Genomic DNA, 17,092 nt, shown 5'->3' with positions numbered 1-17,092 from the left:
AAGCTGTTTGCACGACTGACCCGGTCAGTCATCAAGCTGGCTGCCAATGCAACTACGTGATTGCCTGCACCTGACTAGACTGCTCACACGTTGCAGAACAATAAGAACGCAGAGGTGCATACAGTGAGCGTAGCCCCCGTCCAATCGTCCCTTAACGTCAAAGACCAGGTCAGTGCTGCGGAATGGCAGACCCGTGTCGATCTCGCCGCTTGTTATCGTCTGGTCGCCGCCCATGGCTGGGACGATCTGATCTTCACGCATATTTCCGCCAAGGTGCCGGGCACCGAAGACTTTCTGATCAATCCGTTTGGTCTGATGTTTCATGAGATCACCGCGTCGAGCCTGGTGAAGGTCGATCAGGCCGGCAACAAACTCATGGACAGCCCGTACGAAATCAATCCTGCCGGCTATACCATCCACAGCGCCGTGCACGAAGTACGGCACGATGTGGTTTGCGTCCTGCACACGCACACCGCCTCGGGTGTCGCGGTGTCGGCGCAAAAGCAGGGCGTGTTGCCGATCAGCCAACAATCGTTGTTCGTGCTGTCGAGCCTCGCCTATCACGGCTATGAAGGCGTGGCGCTGAACCACGAAGAGAAGGCGCGTTTACAGGCCGACCTCGGCGAAAATAATTTCCTGATGTTGCACAACCACGGTCTGCTGACCTGTGGCAGCACCATCGCCGACACCTTTTTGATGATGTTCACCTTCCAGCGCGCCTGCGACATTCAGGTGATGGCGCAAACCGGTGGCGCTGAACTCATCGCCATCGAACCGCAAATTCTGGCAGGCGCCAAAGCGATGATCGCCGGCGTCACCAAAAGTGCTCAAGGCATGGGTGGCGCGCTGGCCTGGCCAGCGCTGCTGCGCAAACTCGATAAACAAGACCCCGGATATAAACTCTAATGCCTCTTGCCGAGATTCCTCTGTGTGTCTGGCGTAAACGCAGCCGGACGTTTGTCTTTCGTGGTCAGCCGATCCGTTACTGGACGGCGGGGCAGGGCGAGCCGCTGCTGCTGATCCACGGTTTCCCGACCGCCAGTTGGGACTGGCATTACCTGTGGCAGCCACTGGCCCAGCGTTATCGGGTGATTGCCTGCGACATGCTCGGTTTCGGCGATTCGGCCAAGCCGATCAACCACACCTACAGCTTGCTGGAACAGGCGGATTTGCAGCAGGCATTGCTCGCGCATCTGCAGGTCGAGCAACCGGTGCATGTGCTGGCGCATGATTACGGTGACAGCGTTGCGCAAGAACTGCTGGCCCGGCATTACGAAGATCGCCTCGAAATCGCCAGTTGCGTGTTTCTCAATGGTGGCCTGTTTCCGGAAACCCATCGGCCGGTGTTGATGCAGAAACTGCTGCTCAGCCCCTTGGGCTGGATGATCGGCCGCGCGTTTACCCGCGATGCGCTGGTGAAAAGTTTTCGGCAGATCTTTGGGCCGAACACCCGCCCGTCAGAGAGCGAACTGGATGATTTCTGGAGCCTGGTCGAGACCAATCGTGGGCCACGGATCATGCACAAACTGATCAGCTATATTCCGGAGCGTCGAGTGCAGCGTGATCGTTGGGTCGCGGCGATGCAGCGCGGTGAAATTCCTCTGCGGGTGATCGATGGCGAAGTCGACCCGATCTCTGGTGCACACATGGTGCAGCGTTATTGCGAGTTGATTGCTGATGCCGACGCTGTGCTCCTGCCGGGCATTGGTCACTACCCGCAAACCGAAGCGCCGGTGCAGGTGCTTAAGCACTATCTGGAATTTCGCGAACGCCAAGTGCTGCCGCCGCGCAAAGTGGCCTGTTCCTGAAGATCAAAAGATCGCAGCCTTCGGCAGCTCCTACACCGATCCCCTGTAGGAGCTGCCGAAGGCTGCGATCTTGTGCTTTTCAAACCTGACTATCCCCCAACCTTATCGCACACCATTCAGCCCCAGCCCTGTTCGTTGTGACACCACGCCCGGTGCCTGACACTCGGACTCAATGTCCCATTGGCCTGCTGGAGTTGCCTCGATGAATGAGTCTGTGCATTTCGAAGATAAAGTCGTGATCGTCACCGGAGCCGGTGGTGGCCTTGGCCGCGCCCACGCACTGCTGTTCGCCAAACAGGGCGCGAAAGTGCTGGTCAACGACCTCGGCGGCTCGGCTCAGGGTGAAGGCGCCAATGCCTCCGCTGCCGACCGCGTCGTCGCTGAAATCCGTGAAGCCGGCGGCACCGCCGAAGCCAACCATGACTCGGTCACCGACGGCGACAAACTCGTGCAAAACGCCCTCGACGTCTTCGGCCGCGTCGACGTGGTGGTCAACAACGCCGGCATCCTGCGCGACAAGACCTTCCACAAAATGGACGACGCCGACTGGGATCTGGTTTACCGCGTCCACGTCGAAGGCGCCTACAAAGTCACCCGCGCCGCATGGCCGCACCTGCGCGAGCAAAACTACGGTCGCGTGATCTTCACCGCCTCAACCTCCGGCATCTACGGCAACTTCGGCCAGTCCAACTACGGCATGGCCAAACTCGGCCTCTACGGCCTGACCCGCACCCTGGCCATCGAAGGCCGCAAAAACAACATCCTCGTCAACGCCATCGCGCCAACTGGCGGCACGCGCATGACCGAAGGCCTGATCCCGCCGCAAGTGTTCGAACAACTCAAACCGGAACTGGTCAGCCCGCTGGTGGTGTACCTGGCCAGCGAGCAATGCCAAGAGACTTCTGGACTGTTCGAAGTCGGCGGCGGCTGGATGGGCAAAGTGCGTTGGGAGCGTAGCCTGGGTGCCGGGTTTGATCCGCGAGTAGGTTTCTCGCCGGAAGATGTCGCGGCGCACTGGCAGCAGATTTGTGATTTCGAAGGCGCGGCGCATCCGAAGGACAATATTGAGGCGCTGAAGGAAATGATGGCGAATTTGCAGAAGTATTCGCTGTAAGGGACGTTTTAGCCTCGCTGCGTTCTCGACATGGCGAGGCTCTTTCTTTTATTCCTCGTACCGTTTATCAATTATGAATTCCGGGAGTCTCCAATTTGGGCCCGGAACGGCGACAGCCTCTGTGCCCTCAGCCAATACGCCCTCATGAAATAATTCCTCGTATGTTTTACACAGTTCACCGCGTGCTATGACTTCAAATCGATAACGCCCGAACAGTGTATCGAGGGCGGGAAATGCCAAACCTATTGCCAACACTGATAACAAATCCCTGAGATTTTCTTGCCTGACAGCCTGCTCGAGTTTTGCAGGCGAACTCTTGATTCTGCTGATGCATTCAAATGCTTCCAGCTCCTGCTTTTTCGCAGCGTCAATCGCCTCGGCGGTGTAGCGCAATGCCTCATCATCACCCAGTTTTAAATCTTCAAGTGTGGCCGAATGGACGTTATTCCAAAGCGACGGATTACTTTTGGGAATGTAGTCGTCAGCAAGCCCCATCGCTCTGAATCGCTCCATCATTCGAATCGCATGCGCATAGTACCGGCGATCGGTGTCGGTCATCGCAAGCTTGCACTCCAGGATGGCATCAAGACGCGCAAGCATGATGAGGTCGGCAGCAGATCCTTTTCTTTCGATTTTTGTCTCTGCGGCTTTAACAGAATCTTGTTCCAACATTCGTTTTACTCGCTGCAAGTTTTTCGGATTTTCGGAGCGATTAACCTACATCAGCTTTTGAACGGACATATCTGCATCGTTCGTCAGTAATGACGCGCGTATTTGTATGAATAATCTTTAGCCCTGAATTAAAGCTTGGCATCAGCGGGTCAAAAAGAGATTTCCTACAACTGATGGGAAAACTTCCTGATGAATGCAGGAGAGGTGGGTAAAACGGCGCCCATAAAAAAGGCCGCTGCAAACGCAGCGGCCAAGGTAAGACGTTGGATCAAGGAGCTACAAATCAACGTCAGTGAACACCGGGGCGATAAACCGACCACTTCGATTCATCTGAAATCTGTCAGCAATGGCCAGCGTTGCTCCTGGCCTGTGCTTCGCGCTTTACGGCGTATCCCGTGAAAGCCCGCTCAGAATAAGCACTTCGGCCTGTAGGAAAAATAGCGATTCCAGACATGCACTGTTGCGGGGCATGCAACAGTCGCTGCGTCCCGGCATGCGCCATGCGTTGCGCTGATGATCCTCCATCCAGCTCACGGATGAATCGCGCAAAGCCCCGTCCTGTGCGGGGATTCATCCTTTCGAGCGACAGCGCGAATACCTCCTTGGTGCGCTTATCGTCCCGTGCCGGCGGCAGTAGGGTGGGGCCTTCTGTCACTCACCGGGGAAGACGCATGACAAAAACAACAATGCGAGCCATCTTCACACCGCAAGCGCTGGCCGCTGCGGTGGCTCTGGGTTGCTGTGCCCAGGCGCAGGCGGTTTCGTTCAACATCGGCGAAATCGAAGGGACGTTCGACTCGTCCTTGTCGATCGGGGCGAGCTGGGGCATGCGCGATGCCGACAAGTCGCTGGTCGGCACGGTCAACGGCGGTACCGGGCAATCTTCCACGGGTGATGACGGGCGCCTGAACTTCAAGAAAGGCGAGACCTTTTCGAAAATCTTCAAAGGCATTCACGACCTCGAACTGAAGTACGGCGACACCGGTGTGTTTGTGCGCGGCAAGTATTGGTACGACTTCGAGCTCAAGGACGAAGACCGCGAGTTCAAACAGATCAGCGACAGCGGCCGTAAGGAAGGCGCCAAGTCTTCCGGCGCGCAGATCCTCGATGCGTTCGTCTATCACAACTATTCCATCGCTGATTTGCCGGGCACTGTGCGCGCCGGTAAGCAGGTGGTGAGCTGGGGCGAAAGTACCTTCATCGGCAACTCGATCAACAGCATCAACCCGGTCGACGTTTCCGCGTTTCGACGTCCCGGTGCCGAGATCAAGGAAGGTCTGATTCCGGTGAACATGTTGTTCGGTTCGCAAGGTCTGACCGATCAACTGACGGTTGAAGGCTTTTACCAACTGGAGTGGGATCAGACCGTTCTCGACAACTGCGGCACGTTCTTCGGTGTCGACGTGGCGGCGGATGGTTGCAACAACGGCTACACCGTCGGCAGTCCAGCCATTGCACCGTTTGTGCCGTTGACCCAGGCATTCGGTCAGGGCATTCAGGTCACTCGCGAAGGGGTGGTGATTCCCCGTGGCGGCGACCGCGATGCGCGGGATTCCGGGCAGTGGGGCACGGCGCTGCGCTGGCTCGGCGACGATACCGAGTACGGCCTCTATTTCATGAACTATCACAGCCGCACGCCAACGGTGGGCACCACCACGGCGGGGCTTTCGACGCTGGCGGCGTTGCCGGGCATGGTCGGCATAGCCAACGGTCTGGCGCCTGGCAGCGGTGCGGGTCTGGCGCAGAGCGTGATGCTCGGACGCGGTCAGTACTACCTGGAATACCCGGAAGACATTCGCCTGTACGGCGCGAGTTTCTCCACCACTTTGCCGACCGGCACCGCGTGGACTGGCGAGATCAGCTACCGGCCCAACGCGCCGGTGCAGGTCAACACCAACGACTTGACGCTGGCGCTGCTCAACCCGATTGCCGGCGGTGCGGCCTCGCCACTGGCGACGTCGCCGGGCGCGGACAACAAAGGTTATCGCCGTAAAGAAGTGACGCAAGTGCAGAGCACCCTCACGCACTTCTTCGATCAGGTGTTGGGCGCTGAACGTCTGACCGTAGTCGGCGAAGCGGCGGTGGTGCACGTCGGTGGGCTGGAGTCGCGCAGTCAGCTGCGTTATGGCCGCGACTCGGTCTACGGCCAGTACGGTTTCGGCGGCGACACCGATGGCTTTGTCACATCGACGTCGTGGGGCTACCGCGCTCGGGCGATCCTCGATTACGCCAACGTGGTCGGCGGGATCAACTTCAAACCCAATCTGTCATGGTCGCATGACGTTGCCGGTTACGGGCCCAACGGCCTGTTCAACGAAGGCGCGAAAGCGATCAGCGTCGGCGTCGATGCCGACTACCGCAACACCTACACCGCGAGCCTCAGTTACACCGACTTTTTTGGCGGTGACTACAACGTCCTCGAAGACCGTGACTTCGTGGCCCTGAGCTTCGGCGTGAACTTCTGATCTGCCCGAGAAGGATGACTGCAATGCGCAAAATGATTCTGCAATGTGGTGTGCTGGCCCTGAGTGTGCTGGCGGCCAACGTGATGGCGGCGGTGTCGCCGGATGAAGCGAACAAACTCGGCACCAGCCTGACCCCGCTCGGTGCTGAAAAGGCCGGCAACGCCGATGGCTCTATCCCGGCGTGAGCACGGCGGCATTCCGAAAAACGCCGCCGCGGTGGACAGCAAAGGTTTCCTTGCCGACCCCTTCGCCAACGAGAAACCGTTGTTCACCATCACCCCGGCCAACGTCGACAAGTACAAAGACAAGCTGTCCGAAGGCCAGGTGGCGATGTTCAAGCGCTACCCTGAAACCTACAAAATTCCGGTCTACACCACTCACCGCACCGTCGCCGTGCCGCCGGAAATCTACGAATCGGCCAAGCGCAGCGCGCTCAACGTCACCACCATCAACGATGGCAATGGCCTGGCCAATTTCACCGGCAACCGCTACTACGCCTTCCCGATTCCGAAGAACGGCGTCGAAGTGTTGTGGAACCACATCACCCGTTACCACGGCGGCAACGTCAGACGCATCATCACGCAGGTGACCCCGCAGACCAACGGCAGCTACACACCGATCCGCTTCGAAGAAGAGATCGCCGTGCCGCAACTGATCAAGGATATCGACCCGGAAAAAGCCGCCAATGTGCTGACCTTTTTCAAACAGTCGGTAACTGCTCCGGCGCGTCTGGCCGGCAACGTGCTGCTGGTGCACGAAACCCTCGATCAGGTGAAGGAGCCGCGTCTGGCGTGGATCTACAACGCCGGTCAGCGTCGGGTGCGTCGGGCGCCGCAAGTGGCGTATGACGGCCCGGGCACGGCGGCGGATGGCCTGCGTACTTCGGACAACTTCGACATGTTCTCCGGCGCACCGGATCGCTACGACTGGAAACTGGTCGGCAAAAAGGAAATGTACATCCCGTACAACAGCTACAAACTCGATTCGCCGAGCCTGAAATACGATGACATCGTCAAGGCCGGGCACATCAATCAGGATCTGACCCGTTACGAACTGCACCGTGTCTGGGAGGTGATCGGTACGGTGAAACCGAACGAGCGGCACATCTACGCCAAGCGCCACATGTACATCGATGAGGACAGCTGGCAAGTCGCACTGGTCGATCACTATGACGGTCGCGGTCAACTGTGGCGCGTGGCCGAAGGTCACTCTGAATATCACTACGAGCATCAGGCACAGGCTTACACCCTCGAAGCGCTCTACGACATCATCGCCGGTCGCTACATTGCCCTGGGCATGAAGAACGAAGAGAAACACAGTTACGAATTCGGCTTCGAAGCTAAGGCGGCGGATTACACGCCATCGGCCTTGCGCGCCGAGGGCGTTCGGTAACGGTCTGGATACATCGGCAAGGCAAAAGGCGACCACTTGGTCGCCTTTTTTATGGGAGCCAATCAGCGCGCTGAATACTCGTCAACAAGGTGCCCGGAGCGGGCTAGGGTGAGTGCACAACGATAAGAAGGCTCACTCGATGACCGCCATGACGCCCTGCCTGGATCGCCGCGGATTTCTGCCCAGGCTTTCTTCCCATCATCAGTCGCGTACGCGTTTGAGCGCGCCGTTGCTCGAATCCGTGGCGCGGGTGCGGCTGGTGTGCGCGCCGGCCGGCAGCGGCAAAAGTGCATTGCTTGCTGAATGTCTGTTTCAGGCGCCGCCCGCGTGCGAGGTGCGGTGGTTGCCGTTGGCTGGCGCAACGCTCAGTCCCGCCGACTTCTGCCAGCGTCTGGCGCAGACGTTGGGACTCGCCGAGCGGGTGGATGAGGCGCGGTTGATCGCGACGCTGGCACGTTGGGCTGAGCCGACCTGGTTGTTTATCGATGACTACTGCCGCCTGCCCGATCCGGAGTTGGACACGTTGCTTGATCGCTTGCTGGCGGTCAGCAGCCCGGCACTCACGTGGTGGATCGGCACGCGCCGACGTCCGCAATGCAACTGGCCACGTTTGCTGCTCGACGATGAGTTATATGAATCTGAAAGCGTGACCCTCGCCCTGACCCAAGACGAAATCGCTAGCGCGCTGACGCATTTGACGCCACAGCAGGCCGGCAGTGTTGCCGGGCGAATTTTCCAGCGCACCGGCGGCTGGTGCGCCGGGGTGCGCATGGCGCTGCTGCAAAAGTGCGACTGGACGCAAAGCCTTCAGCCGCAACAACGGGTCGATACGCTGCTCGATTATCTGCAGCACGAACTGTTCAGCAGCCTTACGCCGGAGCTGGCCGAGGCCTGGCGGGTGTTGGCGCATCTGCCGCGATTCAATGCCGAACTGTGCGAGCACTTGTTCGGTGCCGGTGAGGGCGCGCAACTCTTGCGCACGCTGCAAACCCTGGGCTGCTTTATCGAGCCGTGGCACGAGTCGGCGGAATGGCTGCAAGTGTTCCCGCCGCTCGCGCAAGTCATGCGCGAAGAGCAATGGCCGGCGAGCCGTTCCTGGCATCGGCGTGCCTGTCAGTTTTTTACCGTCGGCAAGGATTGGCGTTCGGCCTTCGAACAAGCGCTGCTCGCCGAAGAATTCGAAGTGGCTGTCAGCCTGTTGCAGCACTTCAGTTTCGAGCATCTTTTTGAAGAGCAGACCGTGGTGTTGTTGCTGCAATTGCACGAGCAACAAGGCGAAGAGTTGATCCTCAGTTCGCCGCAACTGGTCGGGCTGTTTACCGGGGCGCTGTTGTTCGCCGGGCGGTTCGAGCAAGCAGAACAATGCATCGCGCATATGACGCGATTCCTGCCACAACCGTCGGCGCAAGCTGAGCGGCAATTAATCGCCCGTTGGCAGGCGCAACAGGGTTGGCTCCTGCATTTGCAAGGGCAGATGCAGCCTGCGCAGGAACACTTTCAGCAGGCGCTGGCCGAGCTGGCCCCCGAGACGTGGCCGACCCGGCTGCTGTGCCTGTCGGGGCTGACTCAGCAGGCATTTCTGCGCGGTGAACTCGACGTGGCGCATGCGTTCAACCGGCAAGCGCTGTGCCTGGCGCGGGCGCATGATTCATTGGTCTTCGAAGGCCTGCTCGAACTAGATCATGCGCACCTGCTCGAACAGCGCGGTGCGAGTGCGCGGGCCGAGGCGTTATTGAGCAACATGGATGAATTGCTTCGCGAACACACTGTGCGGCTGACGCCTTTGCACGGCAGGATCGCGCTGCTGCGCGGCCGCCTCGCACTTAATCAGGGGCTGGACGAACGCGCGGCGGCACTGTTTCAAAGTGGCCTGAATGATTGCCTGCGCAGCCACGACAAACGAGTGCTGTACGGCTATTTGGGCCAGGCGCAATTGGCGGCCAATCAGCGTGATTTTGAGCTGGCCTTCAATCGGCTCCGGGCGGCTGAACGCTTGATGCAGCAGCGGCAGATTCCCGACACGGTCTATCGCGGTGTGCTGCTGCAGGTCAGCAGCCATTTCTGGTTGCAACAGCAACGTCAGGATCTCGCTTGTGAAGCGCTGAGCCGCGTGTTGCGTCATTACCAGGGAGCTCAAGCTGTGCAGGCTCCGCCAGCAACCGTGTTGCTGATCCCGAGAATTGAATACCTGCTGATCCTTGCTCGCGCTGCCAGTTCGCCGATGGACGCTGAGCACCTGGCGCAGTTGCAGCGCAGGATGAACCAGGCCCAATCCAGCGCGATGAACGCCTTGCACACGGAATTGCAGCTGGTCATCGCCGAGCTGCTGTGGCTCGCCGGCCGCAAGGATGAAGCCGATAAAGCCTTGCGACAGGGGCTGCGGCTGGCGGCGGATTTTCAGTGCCGTCAGGCGTTGCAAGAGTTGAGTCTGCGCAGGGCCGAGATGCTGCAAACGGTGGCGCTGCCATCGGCTCATCATGCGGATTTTGAAAACTCCGCCAGTTTGCCTTTATTGAGTCAGCGCGAACTTAAAGTTTTGAAGCTGATTGCCCTCGGTTATTCGAATCAACAGATTGCCGATGAAATGTTTATCTCGTTACACACGGTAAAGACTCACGCTCGACGTATTAACGTAAAGCTCTGCGTAGAGCGCCGGACTCAGGCGGTCGCGAAGGCAAAGTTGTTAGGCGTGCTGAGTTAGAAATAAAGCGTGCTAACAGCACGTTGAAGTCATTGAGACGTTTTGCATGCTTTGCCCATATTTTGAATTGCTTGTCGGTTTTTTTGTTTTCGTCAACTGAAGTAATTTTTGCCCGTTGACCTGCCATTCGGCTGGTTGTGTTCTGAAATAACTCAGGGGCATTGAATGAACTTGTTTGATAAGCGAATTTTGGCGAACGTGCAAGAACCTGCAAAATGGCTGGGAAATGCCGAGGGTGATAAGCAGCTCGAGTTTGCGCAGTTAGAACAACAGCTTGTTGCCAGTCGACTGCATCTCGAACGACAACTGGGGCACCTGACCGATCTCCAGTCGTATGCGCGCTTTGTCATTGCTGATTCGATCAGGCTCGATTTTGGTAGGGTATTGAATCCTGATCAAATCACCGTTCGTTCACAATATGTTTTCAAAGTAGGCCCGCACCTTATTCAGCAGGACAACTCACGGAGTCTGACTGAGTTTGCGCTGTATGGGCTGCACGACAAATCGTCACGTGGGCGCCTGGAGTGCCTGGGGGAGGGAGTGCCTGCGCGGATGAACCAGCGATGGCTTGAAAACTCCATGGACACTTCAGATCTACGCGCTGATTACGGTGCGAGTTTGCGCAAGACTTACGAAAAAAGCACTGTCATCGAGGCCATGGCGGCTTTCGTAAAACAGCAGCTGTTACTGAGCGCTTTTTCGGCGCGGCTTCAGGGACATCTCAATCAAACCAATCTTGAGCGTGTTCGGCGCGCGGTCGAAGGTGAGGCGGGGCTCGTTGTCAGTTGCCTGAAACTGGAGTTGCCCGGAACTAACAATCGGCCACTTAAGGATCTCGTCGTCATCGGTTCTGAGCAGCCAGGTCAGGGTGGCTGGCTTCTCTATGCGCCGGGCGCTCCAATCGATCGCGAATGGCGCGAACTGCCGGATCTGCGCAGCCTGAGTCTGGAAATCGGTAGCTGGGCCGCGACTGAAAAGGGCTGCGATTACCTCGCCTGGCAATCTCATGCAATGGATCGGCAGGCCATTTCCAGTCATCTTAAGAAGGTCGTGCAGTTACCCTCACTGTGGCGAGGTGTGGAGGTGGGGCCTACTTCTTACCGTGGCTCGGAAGTGATGTTGAATCTGGTGTACAACCTGCGAGCATGGATTGTGGCGCAGGAGGAAAGTGTCACACCTTATGCCTATCGATCGGCCACTGCAGTCCAGCGTCAGCTGTTTACTCGCGTCAATACCGAACTTCAAGCACTGCAAGCAGTGAGCGTGCGTCAGGGTGGATTTGTTTCGTACGAACAATTCTGTTTTGACCTCATCAAGAAGCTTGTTGAAGAGCATTTGTCGGAAAAAGGCGTTTATGTTTCGATCAATCCAGATCAGATCCGGATTGAGATCAGCGAAGACCAACAACTGACCTTGACTCAGTTGATCGTTGGTGAAGTATCTTTTTATGCCAACCGTGTCGGCGAGCCAAAATATCCGAGATTTATAGTCACGGGTGGTCATCCGCCGCTCGATGCGCTGGATATTCGAAATATCTCCAGTTGGTCGAAGAGGCTGCGGCCGGGCGAACAGTACATTAATATGTTGCGCACTGTTCAGCTGAATCCACAGCATGTGACGGGCGCCTTCAATCGCCGCCTGTATTTGGCGATCTTGAAGCGAAAAATGTATATAGCAGTCATGCAGGCGTTTTTCAGTGGCCAACTAAGTGCTCAAGCATTACCTGAGTTACTTAATGTAGTTGCGGACGTTGATGGCGTGCACCCTCCCAAAGCGGTTCTGGAAGAGATTTCTCAAATTGGTTACAGCGCGCTGTGCAATTTGCACATCAAGAGAGCAAAGGTTGTAGGCGTGTTCGTCTTTCGGATACAGCTGGGCAGTCACGTCGAAGAATATCTCTTCGCCCCCGATGCACCGGATGGTCGTGAACTCTGGCCATTCTCCGAGTTTGTCGACGCGGTGAAATCTCGCGGTTATGGTCGGTATTTTTATGAAAAAGTTGAGGAAAAATATCAAAACAAGGTCAAAGATTATCTGGAGCAACTCGAACTACGAAGCAATTTTACCGAGGCTCCTGCGCTTGAACCCTATGCTCGAATCGAGAACTTCCAAGCGTGCTATAGCGAGTTTATTTACAAAGTGATTTCCGATGTTGATGAAAAAACCCAAAGCATGGCCGAAATCATTTTTGGGCTGATTTTTGACGGCGTTGTCACGGTCGTCACCGCACTGAGTTTCGTATTCCCGCCGGTGGGCGTTGCCTTGAGTGTTGTGCTGTTCACAAAAGAGGCCGTATCCGGGCTGGATGCACTCGTTCAGGGTGATCGGGCGAAAGCGCTGAAGCATTTTGTGGGAGCAATTGCGGAACTGGCCTCGTTGGGCAAGGCTGCCGCGGGTAAGCGCGCCGCGTCCACATTGCAACGTAACTTCGTTTCACTGCTCGGTGACGTTTATAAAGTCGAGAGTTTTTACAGGCAGGCAACAGGACATGCTGGTCTGCCCGGTCTGGCAAAGGAGGCCATTCAGGAGATCCTGGATGGCCCTCAAGCCCTGACCAGTAAAACCACGGTTATCTGACCCAGTACCGTGCCATGCCACAGCGTCGCACGCTAATGGCGCTGCTCAGCGACTGACTTCATCGCTTTGGTAGCCCATTCGCCAGCTCACGGCCCGCGTCGCCGCCAACAAGCGCTGCGCCGCCGGGCCGTTTTCGTCAGCGTGAAACAACGAGGTCGGGCCGACGATAGTGAGCACGGCTGCGACCTGGCCGACGGCATTGAACACCGGCGCGGACAACGCGTCCACGCCGGGCATCAGCAAGCCGTGAACATGGTGCAGACCGCGTTCGCGGATCTGTTCGCACAGGGTTGTGTAAGTCTTTTCGTCTTTGAGCGGGTGATCAGCAACGGCGATTTCCTGCTCGCGCAGATCATCGGTTTCCCGATGCGGCAGAAACGCGCTGAACACCAGTCCCGTCGAAGAACTGAGCAGTGGCAGAACCGAACCGAGTTGTGTCACCACCGTCACCGCACGCACGGCCGGCTCGATATGGACGACGGTTGCACCCTGATTGCCCCACACCGCCAAAAAACAGGTCTCGTTGAGCTCGTCACGCAATTCGGCCAACGGCAGGGCGGCGACTTTCAGCACGTCCATACTGTTGAGTGCGGCCAAACCCACACGTAGCGCTTCGCGACCGAGACCGTAATGGTTGGTGGCGGCGTTCTGCTCGGCGAAACCCGAGGCGATCAACGCCTGTAAATAGCGATGCACCTTGCTCGCCGGCATCTGTACGTGTTCGGCCAGACGCGACAGCGAGGTCGACGGTGACAGCTCGGCCAAAGCCTTGAGGATGTCGGTGCCGACTTCGGCGGAGCGGACTTTCTGTTTGCCGTTACTGTCGCTGGTTTTTTCCATGGTGCGGCCGGGTTCCGATACGAATGGGCGTCTTTATAGCTTGACGCTGGATAGCGAGCAAATTACGTTATGCGTAATCGAATTACGATAATAACAACCCCGGCGTGCCGAAACCTCTGAGCCAGAGCGATGGGCCACTGCCGACTCCCTGTTCAGGAGGCTCCATGAACCTCGATTCAACCGCTCAGGCGCTGGCGTATCAGTCCGGTTTCGGCAACGAATTCAGCACTGAAGCGTTGCCCGGCGCGCTGCCCGTCGGCCAGAACTCCCCGCAAAAAGCCCCGTACGGCCTCTACACCGAATTGTTTTCCGGCACCGCGTTCACCATGGCCCGCAGTGAAGCGCGGCGCACCTGGATGTACCGGATTCAGCCGTCGGCCAATCACCCGGCGTTCGTCAAACTGGAACGGCAATTGGCCGGTGGGCCGTTGGGCGATGTGACACCGAATCGTCTGCGCTGGAATCCGCTGGAGATCCCGACCGAGCCGACTGATTTCATCGATGGTCTGGTGAGCATGGTGGCCAACTCCGCCGCCGAAAAACCGTCCGGCATCAGCATTTACAACTACGCCGCCAATCGTTCGATGGAACGCGTGTTCTTCAATGCCGACGGCGAACTGCTGCTAGTGCCGCAACTCGGCCGTCTGCGCATCGCCACCGAGCTGGGCGTGCTGGAAGTGGCTCCGCTGGAAATCGTCGTGCTGCCGCGCGGCTTGAAATTCCGCGTTGAACTGCTCGACCCACAAGCGCGCGGCTATGTCGCCGAAAACCATGGCGCGCCGCTGCGGCTGCCGGATCTGGGGCCGATTGGCAGCAACGGTCTGGCCAATCCGCGCGACTTTCTGACGCCGGTCGCTGCTTACGAAAATCTGCAGCAGCCAACCACGCTGGTGCAGAAATTCCTCGGTCAGTTGTGGGCCACCGAACTCAATCACTCGCCGCTGAACGTGGTCGCCTGGCACGGCAATAACGTGCCGTACAAATACGACCTGCGCCGTTTCAACACCATCGGTACGGTCAGTTTCGATCACCCGGATCCGTCGATCTTCACCGTGCTGACGTCGCCGACCAGCGTGCACGGTCTGGCCAACCTCGACTTCGTGATCTTCCCGCCGCGCTGGATGGTCGCCGAAAACACCTTCCGGCCACCGTGGTTCCACCGCAACCTGATGAACGAATTCATGGGCCTGATTCAGGGTGAATACGACGCCAAGGCTGAAGGCTTCGTGCCCGGCGGCGCGTCGCTGCACAGCTGCATGAGCGCCCACGGCCCGGACGGCGAGACCTGCACCAAAGCGATCAACGCCGAGCTCAAACCGGCGAAAATCGACAACACCATGGCCTTCATGTTCGAGACCAGTCAGGTGCTGCGCCCAAGCCGTTTCGCCCTCGACTGCCCGCAACTGCAATCTACTTACGACGCTTGCTGGGCCACGCTGCCCGCCACGTTCGACCCGACCCGGAGATAACCCATGACGCAGAATTCCATCACCCGCAGCTGGGTCGCTTCAGCCAACGGTCACGCAGATTTCCCACTGCAGAACTTACCGCTCGGTGTGTTCAGCGTGGACGGTTCGGCGCCGCGCGCAGGCGTGGCGATTGGCGAACAGATTTTTGATCTGCAAGTCGCGCTGGAAGCCGGGCTGTTCGACGGCGCCGCGCGCAGTGCCGTCGAAGCCATGCACGGCGGCCAGTTGAACGCGTTTTTTGAACTCGGTCGCGACGCTCGCGTTGCTTTGCGTGAGCGCCTGCTGGAACTGTTCAGCGAAGGCAGCACGCACCGTGGCAGCATCGAAGCGCAAGGTGCAAAACTGCTGCCACTGGCCGCCGATTGCCAACTGCACCTGCCGGCACGCATCAGCGATTACACCGACTTCTACGTCGGCATCGAACACGCGCAAAACGTCGGCAAACTGTTCCGTCCGGATAACCCGTTGCTGCCGAATTACAAGCACGTGCCGATCGGTTACCACGGTCGCGCCTCCACCGTGCGTGCCTCCGGTACCGATGTGCGTCGCCCGAAAGGCCAGACGCTACCGGCCGGTCAGACTGAGCCGACCTTCGGCCCGTGCGCGCGACTGGATTACGAACTGGAACTGGGCATCTGGATCGGTCAGGGCAACGAGATGGGCGATTCGATCGCCATCGGCGATGCCGCTGATCACATCGCCGGTTTCTGCCTGCTCAACGACTGGTCGGCGCGCGATATCCAGGCGTGGGAATACCAGCCGCTGGGCCCGTTCCTGTCGAAGAGCTTCATCACCAGCGTTTCTCCGTGGGTCGTAACAGCAGAAGCGCTGGCGCCATTCCGCACCGCGCAACCGAAGCGTCCGGAGGGTGATCCGCAGCCGCTGCCGTACCTGTTCGAACAACGTGATCAGGACGGCGGTGCTTTCGACATCGAACTGGAAGTGCTGCTGCTCACCGAAGCCATGCGCGAACAGAATCTGCCAGCCCATCGCCTGACCCTGAGCAACACCCGCTACATGTACTGGACAGTCGCGCAAATGGTCGCGCACCACAGCGTCAACGGTTGCCAGTTGCAGGCCGGTGATCTGTTCGGTTCGGGCACTTTGTCCGGCCCGGAAAACGGTCAGTTCGGCAGCCTGCTGGAAATCACCGAGGGCGGTAAAAAACCGATCGAACTGGCCTCCGGCGAAGTGCGCAAATTCCTTGAAGACGGTGACGAAATCATCCTGCGTGCACGTTGCGCCCGTGATGGTTTTGCCTCGATCGGCTTCGGCGAATGCCGTGGCAAAGTGTTGGCGGCGCGCTGACAGGAGCGGTTTATGGATCTCTATACCTACTACCGATCGACCTCGTCGTACCGCGTGCGGATCGCATTGGCATTGAAGGGTCTCGACTATCAGGCACTGCCGGTCAACCTGATCGCACCGGCCGGTGGCGAGCATCGGCAAGCGGCGTATCTGGCGATCAATCCACAGGGCCGGGTGCCGGCCTTGCGCACTGATGAAGGCGAGTTATTGATCCAGTCGCCGGCGATCATCGAGTACCTGGAGGAACGTTATCCACAGGTGCCGTTGTTGCCGGAAGACCTCGCGGCCCGCGCCCATGTGCGCGGCGTGGCGGCGGTGATCGGCTGCGACGTGCATCCGCTGCACAACGTCAGCGTGCTCAATCGCCTGCGCCAGTCGGGGCAGGAAGAGCCGCAGGTGGTGGAGTGGATCAGTCACTGGATCGGCCAAGGCTTGGCGACGGTGGAGCAGTTGATTGGTGATAGCGGTTTCTGTTTCGGCGAGTGGCCGTGTGTGGCGGATGTTTACTTGATTCCGCAGTTGTATGCGGCTGAGCGGTTCAATGTTTCGTTGGAGGCTTATCCGCGAATCTGCCGAGTGGCGGCGCTGGCCGCAGACCATCCGGCATTCATCAAAGCCCATCCCGCGAATCAACCTGACACCCCGTAATCCCCTGTGGGAGCGGGCTTGCTCGCGAAGGCGGAGTGTCAGCTACGGAAATGTTGACTGACCCACCGCCTTCGCGAGCAAGCCCGCTCCCACAAGGG

11 protein-coding genes and 1 pseudogene are annotated in these 17,092 nt (G+C 58.4%); 10 read left to right on the top strand and 2 right to left on the bottom strand.

The features are described 5' to 3' along the window. Positions 1-123 precede the first annotated feature (123 nt). The 3 genes from ACZZ0D_RS19545 (at position 124) to ACZZ0D_RS19535 (ending at position 2,922) form a co-directional block, all read left to right on the top strand. On the top strand, positions 124-906 hold the full coding sequence (locus tag ACZZ0D_RS19545) for a class II aldolase/adducin family protein (protein WP_053117200.1): 783 nt from the start codon (positions 124-126) through the stop codon (positions 904-906). Next, positions 906-1,808, top strand: a complete 903-nt coding sequence (locus tag ACZZ0D_RS19540; protein ID WP_463554054.1) for an alpha/beta fold hydrolase — start codon at positions 906-908, stop codon at positions 1,806-1,808. Before ACZZ0D_RS19545 ends, ACZZ0D_RS19540 begins: the two co-directional genes overlap by 1 nt. 202 nt (positions 1,809-2,010) lie before the next feature. Further along, on the top strand, positions 2,011-2,922 hold the full coding sequence (locus ACZZ0D_RS19535) for an SDR family oxidoreductase (protein ID WP_463554053.1): 912 nt from the start codon (positions 2,011-2,013) through the stop codon (positions 2,920-2,922). Between the two features lie 48 nt (positions 2,923-2,970). Here the strand turns inward: ACZZ0D_RS19535 and ACZZ0D_RS19530 are convergent, their stop codons facing one another. Beyond that, positions 2,971-3,594: a hypothetical protein gene (locus ACZZ0D_RS19530; RefSeq protein ID WP_463554052.1), complete on the bottom strand. Its 624-nt coding sequence runs from the start codon at positions 3,592-3,594 to the stop codon at positions 2,971-2,973. A gap of 671 nt (positions 3,595-4,265) precedes the next feature. On the opposite strand from ACZZ0D_RS19530, the gene ACZZ0D_RS19525 reads away from it, so the two are divergent. The 4 genes and pseudogenes from ACZZ0D_RS19525 to ACZZ0D_RS19510 all read left to right on the top strand — a co-directional run bounded on the left by ACZZ0D_RS19525 (position 4,266) and on the right by ACZZ0D_RS19510 (position 12,729). Beyond that, a complete protein-coding gene (locus tag ACZZ0D_RS19525; RefSeq protein ID WP_212544053.1) occupies positions 4,266-6,059 on the top strand; it encodes a DUF1302 domain-containing protein in 1,794 nt (597 codons plus the stop codon). 23 nt (positions 6,060-6,082) lie between these two features. After that, positions 6,083-7,451, top strand: a pseudogene (locus ACZZ0D_RS19520) (DUF1329 domain-containing protein). 139 nt (positions 7,452-7,590) lie between these two features. Further along, a complete protein-coding gene (locus ACZZ0D_RS19515) occupies positions 7,591-10,152 on the top strand; it encodes a LuxR C-terminal-related transcriptional regulator (RefSeq protein WP_463554051.1) in 2,562 nt (853 codons plus the stop codon). Positions 10,153-10,317: 165 nt separating this feature from the next. Then, the gene (locus ACZZ0D_RS19510; RefSeq protein WP_463554050.1) at positions 10,318-12,729 is read left to right on the top strand and encodes a dermonecrotic toxin domain-containing protein; all 2,412 of its coding nucleotides are present in this window, start codon (positions 10,318-10,320) and stop codon (positions 12,727-12,729) included. Positions 12,730-12,774: 45 nt separating this feature from the next. On the opposite strand, the gene ACZZ0D_RS19505 is transcribed toward ACZZ0D_RS19510, so the two are convergent. Beyond that, positions 12,775-13,569, bottom strand: coding sequence for an IclR family transcriptional regulator (locus ACZZ0D_RS19505; protein WP_053117216.1), 795 nt, complete (start codon positions 13,567-13,569; stop codon positions 12,775-12,777). Between the two features lie 164 nt (positions 13,570-13,733). Here ACZZ0D_RS19505 and hmgA point away from each other — a divergent pair, with 164 nt between their 5' ends. From hmgA to maiA, 3 genes are read left to right on the top strand one after another with little or no spacing between them, the layout of a single operon-like run. Next, entirely contained in the window at positions 13,734-15,038 is a 1,305-nt protein-coding gene (gene hmgA / locus ACZZ0D_RS19500; RefSeq protein ID WP_463554049.1) for a homogentisate 1,2-dioxygenase, read from the top strand. Between the two features lie 3 nt (positions 15,039-15,041). Beyond that, complete coding sequence (gene fahA, locus ACZZ0D_RS19495; protein WP_463554048.1) at positions 15,042-16,346, top strand: fumarylacetoacetase; 1,305 nt, start codon at positions 15,042-15,044, stop codon at positions 16,344-16,346. Positions 16,347-16,358: 12 nt separating this feature from the next. Then, positions 16,359-16,994, top strand: coding sequence for a maleylacetoacetate isomerase (maiA, locus tag ACZZ0D_RS19490; protein WP_463554047.1), 636 nt, complete (start codon positions 16,359-16,361; stop codon positions 16,992-16,994). Positions 16,995-17,092: the final 98 nt, after the last annotated feature.

This window comes from Pseudomonas sp. AC193 (assembly GCF_979258075.1).
This window is presented reverse-complemented; position numbering and strand designations above follow the sequence as displayed.

Excerpts from the sequence above, each read along its gene's own strand:
- ACZZ0D_RS19540 (WP_463554054.1), top strand. The coding sequence starts at position 906 with ATGCCTCTTGCCGAGATTCCTCTGTGTGTCTGGCGTAAACGCAGCCGG.
- ACZZ0D_RS19535 (WP_463554053.1), top strand. The coding sequence starts at position 2,011 with ATGAATGAGTCTGTGCATTTCGAAGATAAAGTCGTGATCGTCACCGGA.
- ACZZ0D_RS19530 (WP_463554052.1), bottom strand. The coding sequence starts at position 3,594 with ATGTTGGAACAAGATTCTGTTAAAGCCGCAGAGACAAAAATCGAAAGA.
- ACZZ0D_RS19525 (WP_212544053.1), top strand. The coding sequence starts at position 4,266 with ATGACAAAAACAACAATGCGAGCCATCTTCACACCGCAAGCGCTGGCC.
- ACZZ0D_RS19515 (WP_463554051.1), top strand. The coding sequence starts at position 7,591 with ATGACCGCCATGACGCCCTGCCTGGATCGCCGCGGATTTCTGCCCAGG.
- ACZZ0D_RS19510 (WP_463554050.1), top strand. The coding sequence starts at position 10,318 with ATGAACTTGTTTGATAAGCGAATTTTGGCGAACGTGCAAGAACCTGCA.
- ACZZ0D_RS19505 (WP_053117216.1), bottom strand. The coding sequence starts at position 13,569 with ATGGAAAAAACCAGCGACAGTAACGGCAAACAGAAAGTCCGCTCCGCC.
- hmgA (WP_463554049.1), top strand. The coding sequence starts at position 13,734 with ATGAACCTCGATTCAACCGCTCAGGCGCTGGCGTATCAGTCCGGTTTC.
- fahA (WP_463554048.1), top strand. The coding sequence starts at position 15,042 with ATGACGCAGAATTCCATCACCCGCAGCTGGGTCGCTTCAGCCAACGGT.
- maiA (WP_463554047.1), top strand. The coding sequence starts at position 16,359 with ATGGATCTCTATACCTACTACCGATCGACCTCGTCGTACCGCGTGCGG.